This window comes from Streptomyces sp. NPDC044061 (genome assembly GCF_056434305.1).
In genome coordinates, this window is the sequence record NZ_JBWKFL010000102.1 from 1 (window position 1) to 9944 (window position 9944).

The following is a 9944-nucleotide window of genomic DNA, read 5'->3' on the forward strand; positions in this document are numbered from 1 at the left end:
CGGAGCGGTCCGCTGTATGGACAACGCGCCACCCAGACGCGCCGGCTCCGTACAGACATCGGTGGACATCGCCTCATTACGTGATGACTCTTAGAGTGGATAACCCGCCTCAGGTCGGGAAAGATGACGCCAGCCTTCGCAAACACCCAACAGGGTTTCACCAATGCGCGCCAGGCTCGCTGAACTTGACAGGAACCAAACGGACCATGGCGCGAGACCAGCACGCTGGAGCAACGGGGGGCCGGTGGCCGAGACAGAGCGCGAGCTGCACGAACGACACCAGACCCTGATCTTTGACTTGGCCGAGTGGCACGCCTGTATGAGCACTCTCGGGCCTGACGCCGCCACGTTTGACGCGAAGTACACCGCTCTGGTGCAGCATGCAGTTGAACTGCTGGCGTTCGAACAGCAACTGCCGGCCAAGTTGGCGGAATTGCAGAGGCTACGCAACGCGACGATCGTGCGATGGGCCTGGCGGGCCCAGACCGGCATGGCTGCCGTTCTCATCGTTGCTGTTCCCGCCCTCGGTCATACAGCAATGTGGCTAGTGCTGCTCATACCCCATTTGCTGGCGACGCTGATGGGCTGGGCGAGCCAGGTGACCGCCAAGCGACACAAAGGGCAACGCAACATAGCGCTTGTCCTACAAGCCCAAGGTCTGCTCGTCATGTTTGTAGCGCTCGGCACGCTTTCCGCCTGGTGGATCATCGCCGTCATCGTCGGCTGGATCGGCATCGGTGCGGTCTCAATGGGAAACGCCGCGGACGGGGGGACGAAGGCGTGACGGAAGAACTGAACCGCCAGTTACGTGACACCGAGCGACGCATCCGTGCCCTGGACAGGCGAGTTGACGACCTTGAGACCGGCCATCAGAGCCTGAGCAGGAACTTCGGCTACACGGAGCACCTCGATCACGAACTGCGCGTCATCCGCGACGACGTTTCCGAACGCGACGACAAGATCGACAAGCTTGTGAAGGAACTGGGCCAGCGCGTCGGCGCATCGCAGCGTGCCATTCAGCGCCTCGCCCAGCATGTAAAGCTCCTAGAAGGTCAGATTATGGCTGCCGGGGGAGCATCCGAGGCGAACCTGGACACCTTCACCAAGGACCAGCACGCCCTCGCCCGAAGCATGGCACGCGGCTGGCAGGCCCGTCAGCTTCTACTCAGCGACCACGAGCGCCTCACCCACCAGCAAAGCGTCCACCAGTACAAGGAGACCGCAGAGAGGCACAGAGCAGCCCAGGCCGCAACCATCGAAGCCATCGGCACGCTCGCCACCACCCGTTACGGAACCGACCTCCACACCGAAGCCGCTGGCAAGGTCCACACCGCGATCGCCGACGAGTCGAGACTCCGCAACAGCCTGACACGACAGGCGTCCACGGCGGAGGTCTCAACCAAGGCCCTGAGAGACGACGCTGCGACCCGCGCCGATCAGCAGCCGGACATGGCAGCCGGAAGCCGTGCCGAGCGGCGCCTCAGTCTCGCCCTGCGCAGTCGGCTCGATGACGCCGTCAGCCGGCGCCTGCTACTCCCTGCATGGTTCGTCACCGTCCTAGGCGCAGCACCGCCCGCCCGGGAGACGGAACAGTGGCTGGAGACCGCCACACAAGTGCTGCTATACCGCCTGGCCTACGACATCGCCGACCAGGTGCTCGCATTGGGGGCGGAACCCTCAGACTCTGGCAAGTACCGCCACAACTGGTACACCGAGCTCGACAAGGATCTGCGGCGCTGGTAGAAGTCCGGTCACCCTGCCGTCCGCCAAAAGACCATCGTGCACCGTAATCTGACCCGCTCCCGATGTCAGACCACTGAGACGGGGGATCGGTGCCCTGTGTGGCGTCCGGCCAGAAGGCCACGACAACACCTGGGAAGCGTCTGATCAGTTAAGCGATCCCATGCGAACCGTTGGGTCCGGTGCGGGTTCTTCCCATCTTGGTGGGGCTGCGTGGGCGTGGAGGTGGAATCCGGCGCCCAGTGCTGCTCCGTGTGGCCGGTGTCGGCGGGTGGTGGGTGTGCTGATCGTGGTCACGTCCTGGTGCCGGTGGGCTGCGCGGGGCAGCCGGGTCCGGTCCGTTGGTGCGTGTCCCTCCGGACGCTGGCCGGCACGGCCCGAAGGACGTACTGGGGAGGGAACCTCACGTCGCCTGGGCGTGAGGCGGTTGGTTCGCGGCCGGGTGGGACCGGTCTTCGACCGGTCCGTTCGGCTGGTGTTCGGGGTGGCGGTGATGACGGCCTTTGTCTCCATCGCGTCCACCACGGTGCGGATCACCATGGTGCCGGTGGCGCGGTCGGTGACGGTCTTGGTCTGGTGGGTGAGGCCGCGTGCGGCGATACGCCGCCAGGCGCCCTGGTCGCGGTCGCCCTGCCAACCACACTCGAGGTTGGGGCAGATGGCCCACTTCCATCCCGGCGTGGTGGGCCGGTCGGGTGCTTTGCGGTGCCGCAGGGGGGTGAGGCAGTGGGGGCAGTGCTTGGAGGTGTTGCGCGCAGGCACGGTCACCATGGCGATGCCGCATTCGGCGGCGAGGTGCCGCATGCGTTCAGCGATCTGCCCGCGCACCGTCTGGGACATGCGGGTGTTGTGGGTGCGGCCCATGCCCCCGGCTTCCATCGACCGCAGGTCTTCGAGGTAGATGACCGTGGCCTGGGCAGCGACGGCCTGATCGACGGCCCAGCGGGCGGCAGCCCAGGCCAGGCCGCCGAGCTTCTTCGGGAGCAGCACCTCGACGGTGACCCCGTACACGGCGAACAGCCGCTTGAGCCAGCCCACGCCGAACCGGGCCAACCGGTCCTCACGAGTGACACGCCCACGGTCACCGTGCCGTCCGACACCATCGCCAACACCCGGTTCAAACCGGGTCGGTTCTCCTTCAAACCCGAGCCACGGTCCCGGACGACCTTGACGATCTCCCCCGTGGCGGTGGCCCGCAGTTCGGCCTCCTGGGCCTCCAGAGAGGACTCCTGCCCGGACGAGCCGGACACACGCACATACAGCAACTCCAGGCGCGGGAGGGAGGTTGAGCAGTCGCTGCCGCGCTTCATGCTCTCCACATCCACCGAGGAGAACCGGCGCTCACGCCCGGCCCACGTGAACGGGACCTTGCCGTCCAACGCCCACTGACGCAGCGTCATCGGATGTATCCCAAGACGCTGCGCAGCCTTGGGCATCCGCAGCAACTCCATACACACAACCATACGTTCACAACACCAGGGATAGCTAATGAAGTTGGTGAGCCTGTTCAGGCCTTCGGTGGCGTCCCGGTAGCCAGTGGGGGAAGTAACTCCCGGGGCAGACCATGGGAATGGCGGGTTCGACGGTGCCGGCCCGGGTGTTCCACTCACGCGGGCGGTAGCCGTTGCGGCGATTGCCCCTCTCGTCGTTGACCTGTCCGTATTTAGCGTTGTACAGGGAAGCCCGTACACCACTTCTCAGGGCGCAACCACGACGACACCTACAGTCACCACCGCGGACATACCGTACTCGCAGGAAAACCACCCGCCAGCCGCACCCCTAACTCGCACTTTGCTTAAATCTCGCCAGGAAATGGGCAGCACCTTACGAACCAACCTTTCACAAGTGACCGCCCGATCAGTCTCTTTCGCTCCGATCAGGGAGGTCGGCCAGGATACGGCGGGCTCGGAGTTCCGCGAGGGCGGGGACGAAAACCCGCATAAGTCTGCCACGCAGGTGGTTGCAGGTTGCACCAAACGCTCCCAGCCTCGTGCGCCGTGCGACGGCTGGTGCAAGGTAATCCGCGCCGTTCAGCAGGTGTGGGCCGCAGCAAGCGCAGCCTGTTCATCCAAACCTGTCGGAACGTCGAAACTCGTAGATCCGGTAGGAATATTCAGAGTTCGGCTTTCCCAAGTTCACTCACCGGACTTCGATCTTCAATGAGCCTTCTCCAAGCTATTTCCTCGTGGCGCCATGGCGTGCCACTTGCCCCATAAGGCGCAGAGGCATCTAGTGCTGTGACCGCGTACGTTCGCCCGGGTTGGCAGCCGCGGCGGTTGGATGTGCGGTGACCCCCGATCCGACCGCTGGAGGCGTGGTGGTTGAGCCCTTGCCGTGTGCGCAGACAGCGCACCAGTGGAAGGAATCCGCAGATCCCGAACACGCCGCCAAACTCGACCGCATCGAGGAAGCGTTGGACCACTTCCCAGAACCGGGCCTTGCGTTCGCTGAGTTCGGCCCGCTCAGGTCAGGCCGACCGCAGGCTCAACCGGGAACCGAGCAGGGGAGTTCGGACTCAGACTGGCTACCCGCCACCCACCACGGCACCCCCAGCGTCCGGCACTTTTACGGCTGCTACTCGATCGGCGACGACCGCTTGTGGGGCGTCAACCGTCGCAGGAAAGGTGCCGTGAACACTTTGGCCGCGCTGCAGCCGATCCGCGCCGCCCGGCCCGATGGTTTACCGAGCTACGGGATCCTGGACAACTTACCCGCCCACAAGGCACCGACATCTGCCGCTGGCTGAAGAAGAATCAGGTCGAGTTGTTTGATCCGACCTACGCTTCCTGGGCCAACCCCATCGAGGCACACTGGGGACTGCTGCGGCAGGTCACCATCGCCAATTCCAACCACCCCAGATAGACCCTGGCCCTGCACGCCTACCTGCGCTGACGCAACACGAATGCCTGTCACCACGACGTCCTGACCGCCAAAAACGAGGAGCACGCCCGCATCCGCAGCGAGAAAGCTTCCGCTGGGGGCGGACGCCCCTCAAAAATGCAGCATGGACAACGCGGCGAACCTGCGCGGTCAGGGCACTAGACGTGGTCTGGTCGTGTGCCCTTCGCCCCATCCTCTGTCGTCCTCCTCCCCCACGGAATTGCCATGAATGATGCCGTCCTTCCCAACGAAACCCCCCACATCCGGGAAAGTCAGGATGCTCTTCCCCTCCTCGTCATAGGAGCCGGCCCGAAGGCAGTGGCAATCGCAGCCAAAGCCCGAGTACTCGGAGAACTTGGTTGGGATGTCCCAGAGATCCTGGTGGTCGAAAGGAGCCAGATTGCCGCGAATTGGCAAAGGGGCTGCGGCTGGACCAACGGAACCCAGAGGCTCGGGACGAAACCCGAAAAGGATCTCGGTTTCCCTTACGCTTCCCACGAGACCTGGGTCGCCGGTGACGAGATCGACCGGGCCATGGCTCAATACAGCTGGACTGGTTTCCTCATGGCGACCGGGGCGTATGCCGAGTGGGTCGACCGGGGTCGCCCACAGCCCGAGCACCGCCAGTGGGCGGAGTACATGTCCTGGGTGGCCGGCCGTGTCGATCTGAATCTTGTCCACGGCACAGTCGTCAGCATCGGGCACGAACCTGGTCGGTGGACCCTCACCGTGAGGACGGCTTCGGGGGAGACGACCCGATTGCCCGGCGTTGGTCTCGTTGTCACTGGTCCGGGGCCCGCCCGTAGAAACATCGCCATCGATGGCTGCCGTAGGCTCGATGCCGCCGCCTTCTGGCGACATGCAACGGCTGGGACCCTCGCCGCCGGTAGCCGAGCAATCGTCATTGGCGCAGGAGAGACCGCCGGAGCCATCGTCCGCGAGCTCGTCCGCCGCACCACATACCAAGTGACGGTGGTGGCTCCGAACGCCACTCTCTACAGCCGAGGTGAGAGCTACTTCGAGAACCGCTACTTCAGCAACCCCCAAGGCTGGACCAACGTCACTGAGAACGACAGACGCGAGCTGATCCGCCGCACCGACCGGGCTGTCTTCTCGCAGGAGATCCAGAACGATCTTGCGGAGCACACCAACATCGACTGGCATGCCGGACGAGTAAACTCGGCGGAACTGGACGGGGCTAAGGTCCGGACCCTGGTTTCTTATCAGGGCCAGGAGACACCTCACGTCGCGGATTTGGTCATCGACGCGACCGGCGGTGAGACGTACTGGTTCACCGAACTCTTCGACTCCACCACCACATCCGCCATCGAACAGGCTCTTGGCCGCACCTTCACCGCGACCGACCTTGAGCGGTCCATCGACGCAGACCTCGCTGTTGCCGGCCTTCTCCCCAGGCTGCACCTCCCTAACTGCGCAGCAGTGGCCCAGGGCCCGGGATTCCCCAACCTCAGCAGCCTAGGCCTGTTGTCGGATCGCGTACTCGTCACTTATGCCACGCTTCAGGCCACCGCTGTACCAGGCCGCAGCGCCCGCACGTAGCAACACATTCCTGCCGACCCCTCACCTGACAGCATCGAACTTCAGAAACAGGCATCTCAGCGTGATGATAGATTCCAGCCAGCTCCCAGCATTTGCGCTGGCTTCCCTAGTGATTGTGCTCACCCCCGGAGCCGACGTATTCCTCCTCCTTCGCACATCGATGACCTCCGGGGCCCGGTCTGGATTGTTTGCACTGGTCGGCATCCATCTCGGAAACATCCTGCAAGCAACCCTGATGGTGTCCGGGGTTGGGCTCCTCATCTCTCACAGCAACGCCCTGATGACAGCGCTGCGATGGGCTGGTGCGGCCTACCTGCTCTACATGAGCGCCTCCACTTTCCGATCCCTCTGGAAGAATCGTGAAGCGGACGGGCATGGCGAGGTGCCTCGAGAAGAGGAAACTCTTGAAGTGCCCCCCGGCAGGGCCCTGACGCACGGGTTCGTCACCAATGTGACGAATCCGAAGGTCCTCCTATTCTTTCTGGCCTTCTTCCCGCAGTTCATCGGGGACGCCGGAAACGTGACTGAACAGCTCACTGTACTCTCGGCGGTCTTTATTCTGGTGGCGTTCATCTGCGAGTTGCTGCTGGTATTGGGAGCGGCAAAGGTGGCTTTCCTATTCGCCCATCGGAGCCTGGCCAGAGGAATGGATGCTGCGTGCGGCGCGGCCTTCGCCTTCATCGCCGTCGCCCTCGTGGCCTGATCCGCTCTCCCGCAGACGTAACAGTTCAGGGAACAACACAATGACGCTCAGTGACTGCCCTCGCTCCGCCCTGTCGGGGACTATCCTTGCCGAAGCCGCGGCCCGATTCGGAACTCCTTTCTGGATCTACGACGCCTCGCGCATTCGGACCCAAATAGCCAAGTTGCGCCAGTTCGATGTCATCCGATTCGCGCAGAAAGCATGCTCGAACACTCATATCCTACGGATTATGCGCAAGGAAGGGGTGCTGGTTGACTCGGTTTCGTTGGGCGAGGTTGAGCGAGCTTTGGCGGCGAGCTACGCAGCCACCGGCGAACCATCCCCTATCGTCTTCACGGCCGACATCCTGGACAGGCCAACCCTGGATCGCCTGGTTGAGCTGCGCGTACCCGTGAATGTCGGCTCGCCAGACATGCTGGAACAGCTCGCTACGCGGTCACGGCGTCATTCCGTTTGGATACGTATTAATCCTGGTTTTGGTCATGGCCACAGCCACAAGACCAACACCGGTGGCGAGCACAGCAAGCACGGAATCTGGCACGAAAACCTGCGAGAGAGCCTGCGACTTGTCGACCGGTACGATCTCGACCTGGTCGGATTTCATATGCATATCGGATCCGGAGTAGACTACTTTCATCTGGAGCAGGTATGCGAGGCAATGGTCAAACAAGTACTCCTCAGCGGCAGGGATATCCGCGCCATTTCCGCTGGAGGCGGCCTGACGGTACCGCACTTTCCTGGACAGCCAGAGGTCGATGTTAACCGCTATTTCACAGTATGGGACTCGGCGCGCAAGTCCCTTGAGAATGAACTGGAACATCCGGTCCAGCTTGAGATCGAACCGGGACGCTTCCTGGTCGCCGCCTCCGGAACGCTGGTTTCGGAAGTGCGCGCGTGCAAGGCCACGGGCTCCAACAACTTCGTCCTGGTGGATGCCGGATTCAACGATCTGATGCGCCCGGCCATGTACGGAAGCACTCACGGCATCTCGCTTCTGGCACCCACCGGAACGGAACGCACCACGGGAATCCGTGACACCGTCGTGGCCGGCCCCCTATGCGAGTCAGGCGACGTCTTCACCCAGGACGGCGACGGCAGAGTCACCCCGATCCCACTGGCCCAGGCCACAGTAGGGGACTTGCTGCTGTTCCACACCAGCGGCGCATACGGTGCCAGCATGTCGTCGAACTACAACTCTCGCGGCCTCATCCCCGAAGTATTGGTCGATGGAGATCGTCTGCGTTTGATCCGCCGTCGTCAAACCATCCAAGATCTACTCGAACTCGAGGATTCGCTGGAATAGCCCCTCGCGGTCGGCCGTGGACCGAGTGCGGTGGTGCGTGTAGCCATAGAACGCGGCGACTGCCCCGTTGCACGGATCCTTCGGGTCGAACAGTGCCGCGGCGGTGGTTGGTCCAGGACAACTGCGATCGCCGCCAATAGGCCGCAGCCTGCGGGCCGTGCTGGGAGGCGCCTAAGCGCTCAAGTAGGGCTGGAGCCTTGGCCTCCAGGGTCGGGGCGCTGCCGAAGGCGGAGGCCAACTCGGCGTACTCGGCATGGGCCGGCGTGCTCTGCGCGAGTTCCTCAACCCGGCCGCGAATGGCCGTGCCGTGCTCGGCCGCCAGCACGGCCAGCCGGTCACGCGCGGCCGCGCTTCCCTTGGCGCACACGGAATCATGCCAGCGATGCCGACGGACGCTTCCATCGGGGGCAGCCAGCGGGCCGTGTACGGTGCGTACGCGCTGATGTGGCTACTTCCCCGGTCGGCGCGGCAGCCGAGTCGATGCGTATATCCCCTGCCACACTCGGTGTTCGGGCGGAAAGCCCATGGCCGCCAGCGTGTTGATGAGCATTCCGTAGGCGAGGAGGACTGTGGCCTCGTTCATGTCGGATCGGAGCGGCAGGTGCAGGGTCTCCCACAGTTTCATCCAGCGGTCCCGGACCGCCTCGCCGAACTCGTGGTCGCCCTCTGCCTCGATGGCCGCCACGGTGATGTACGTCTGCATCTGCATTTGGAGCTTCTTGGGGTGCTCCACAATCATGCGCGAGTACGCGATCGCCATGGCTTGCAACGCCTCTTCGCCGTACAGCCCCTCGGCAGCCTCCTCGAGGACCACGCGCGTATCCTCGAGGGAACGGAGGGAGGCGGCAGCGAAGATCGCCTTCTTGCTTGAGAAGAGCCGGAACAGGTAGGGCTGCGAGACGCCCACACGCTGGGCGATCGACTCAGTGGAAGTGCCGTAGTAGCCCTTCTGCGCAAATTCGGCGATCGCCGCACGGATGACGCCCTCACGTCGTTCCCCTGCCCTCATCCTCCCCATGGCAGAGAAATTAGTTATCAATTGCTAACAATGTCAACCGCGAACGGTGAACAGAGCGCGAACGTGTGGTCCGGGGAAGGTGTTACCTGGCGGCCCGAAAGGGGATCGCGTCTGGAAGCGCCGGGTGAGTTTGGCGTCTGGGACGACAGCAAAGACCGTCCCGCGGTCGAAGGTCTGCAGGTGGGCCTCGCTTCCCGGGCTAAGGAGTGCGGAGTCTCCAGCAGGCTGGGCTTGCCGTCCAGGCGCGCCATTTCCCCAGTGATGTCCTCGTGGTTGCCCCTCCGAGTGGGGGCAAGCCCGTGCCTGCAGGCGTTTGGGCGGCGGTCGGTCGAGTTCAGCTGCGAAGAAGGCAGTCGCCATGCTGGCGTACACCTGCCGGCTAAGTAAGAGCTTTCATTAATGCGAGCGGGGACGTGCTTCCCTGCGAAGGGTGCTGCGTTTACCGGATGTCGATCTTGAGGTTGTGGGGTGCGGCGACGCCGGCGACTGCGTGGTTGACTGCCTTGCCGCGGCGCCTGCAGTGGCGGAGGATCTGGTGGTCTTTGAGCCGGGCGATGGTGTGTTCTGCGACGGCGCGGCGTTTCCGGAACCGGCGGTAGTTGTGGTCTTTGACGATGCGGCCGTCGGGGCCGCGTCGTGGTGTGCGGACCAGGGCTCCGTCGTTCTCGCGGTTGGGCCGGTTGATGGGTGATCAGGTGGCTTTTTGCGGGGCTGGTGGGTTGCCCCGGGCCGAATGCGGA

At 63.7% G+C, this 9944-nt stretch carries 9 protein-coding genes and 2 pseudogenes; 7 read left to right on the forward strand and 4 right to left on the reverse strand.

All coding sequences use genetic code 11. The features are described from left to right. The first annotated feature begins 244 nt into the window (after positions 1 to 244). Together AC07CM_RS49330 and AC07CM_RS49335 are read left to right on the forward strand one after the other, a co-directional pair. Complete coding sequence (locus tag AC07CM_RS49330) at positions 245 to 784, forward strand: hypothetical protein (RefSeq protein ID WP_478883129.1); 540 nt, start codon at positions 245 to 247, stop codon at positions 782 to 784. Continuing rightward, on the forward strand, positions 781 to 1743 hold the full coding sequence (locus tag AC07CM_RS49335; protein WP_478883130.1) for a hypothetical protein: 963 nt from the start codon (positions 781 to 783) through the stop codon (positions 1741 to 1743). The genes AC07CM_RS49330 and AC07CM_RS49335 overlap by 4 nt, the downstream gene beginning before the upstream one ends. 144 nt (positions 1744 to 1887) lie before the next feature. Here the strand turns inward: AC07CM_RS49335 and AC07CM_RS49340 are convergent, their stop codons facing one another. The 3 genes and pseudogenes from AC07CM_RS49340 to AC07CM_RS49350 form a co-directional block, all read right to left on the reverse strand. Next, complete coding sequence (locus AC07CM_RS49340; protein WP_478883131.1) at positions 1888 to 2793, reverse strand: zinc ribbon domain-containing protein; 906 nt, start codon at positions 2791 to 2793, stop codon at positions 1888 to 1890. A gap of 41 nt (positions 2794 to 2834) precedes the next feature. Continuing rightward, positions 2835 to 3203: pseudogene (locus AC07CM_RS49345) on the reverse strand (recombinase family protein); the annotation flags it as partial. Positions 3204 to 3240: 37 nt separating this feature from the next. Beyond that, positions 3241 to 3444 (reverse strand): annotated as a pseudogene (locus AC07CM_RS49350) (transposase); the annotation flags it as partial. A gap of 583 nt (positions 3445 to 4027) precedes the next feature. Between AC07CM_RS49350 and AC07CM_RS49355 the strand changes: the two are divergent. From AC07CM_RS49355 to lysA, 4 genes are all read left to right on the forward strand, one after another. Continuing rightward, positions 4028 to 4486, forward strand: a complete 459-nt coding sequence (locus AC07CM_RS49355; RefSeq protein WP_478883132.1) for a hypothetical protein — start codon at positions 4028 to 4030, stop codon at positions 4484 to 4486. Between the two features lie 359 nt (positions 4487 to 4845). Then, entirely contained in the window at positions 4846 to 6180 is a 1335-nt protein-coding gene (locus AC07CM_RS49360) for a SidA/IucD/PvdA family monooxygenase (protein ID WP_478883133.1), read from the forward strand. 109 nt (positions 6181 to 6289) lie between these two features. Continuing rightward, the gene (locus AC07CM_RS49365; protein WP_478883134.1) at positions 6290 to 6883 is read left to right on the forward strand and encodes a LysE family translocator; all 594 of its coding nucleotides are present in this window, start codon (positions 6290 to 6292) and stop codon (positions 6881 to 6883) included. 40 nt (positions 6884 to 6923) lie between these two features. After that, entirely contained in the window at positions 6924 to 8186 is a 1263-nt protein-coding gene (gene lysA / locus AC07CM_RS49370) for a diaminopimelate decarboxylase (RefSeq protein WP_478883135.1), read from the forward strand. Between the two features lie 448 nt (positions 8187 to 8634). On the opposite strand, the gene AC07CM_RS49375 is transcribed toward lysA, so the two are convergent. Continuing rightward, entirely contained in the window at positions 8635 to 9204 is a 570-nt protein-coding gene (locus AC07CM_RS49375) for a TetR/AcrR family transcriptional regulator (protein WP_478883136.1), read from the reverse strand. A 430-nt stretch (positions 9205 to 9634) separates the two neighbouring features. On the opposite strand from AC07CM_RS49375, the gene AC07CM_RS49380 reads away from it, so the two are divergent. Beyond that, complete coding sequence (locus AC07CM_RS49380) at positions 9635 to 9895, forward strand: hypothetical protein (protein WP_478883137.1); 261 nt, start codon at positions 9635 to 9637, stop codon at positions 9893 to 9895. The last annotated feature ends 49 nt before the right edge of the window (positions 9896 to 9944 follow it).

Coding starts and splice junctions, on each gene's coding strand:
- AC07CM_RS49360 (WP_478883133.1), top strand. CDS start 4,846: ATGAATGATGCCGTCCTTCCCAACGAAACCCCCCACATCCGGGAAAGT.
- lysA (WP_478883135.1), top strand. CDS start 6,924: ATGACGCTCAGTGACTGCCCTCGCTCCGCCCTGTCGGGGACTATCCTT.
- AC07CM_RS49375 (WP_478883136.1), bottom strand. CDS start 9,204: ATGGGGAGGATGAGGGCAGGGGAACGACGTGAGGGCGTCATCCGTGCG.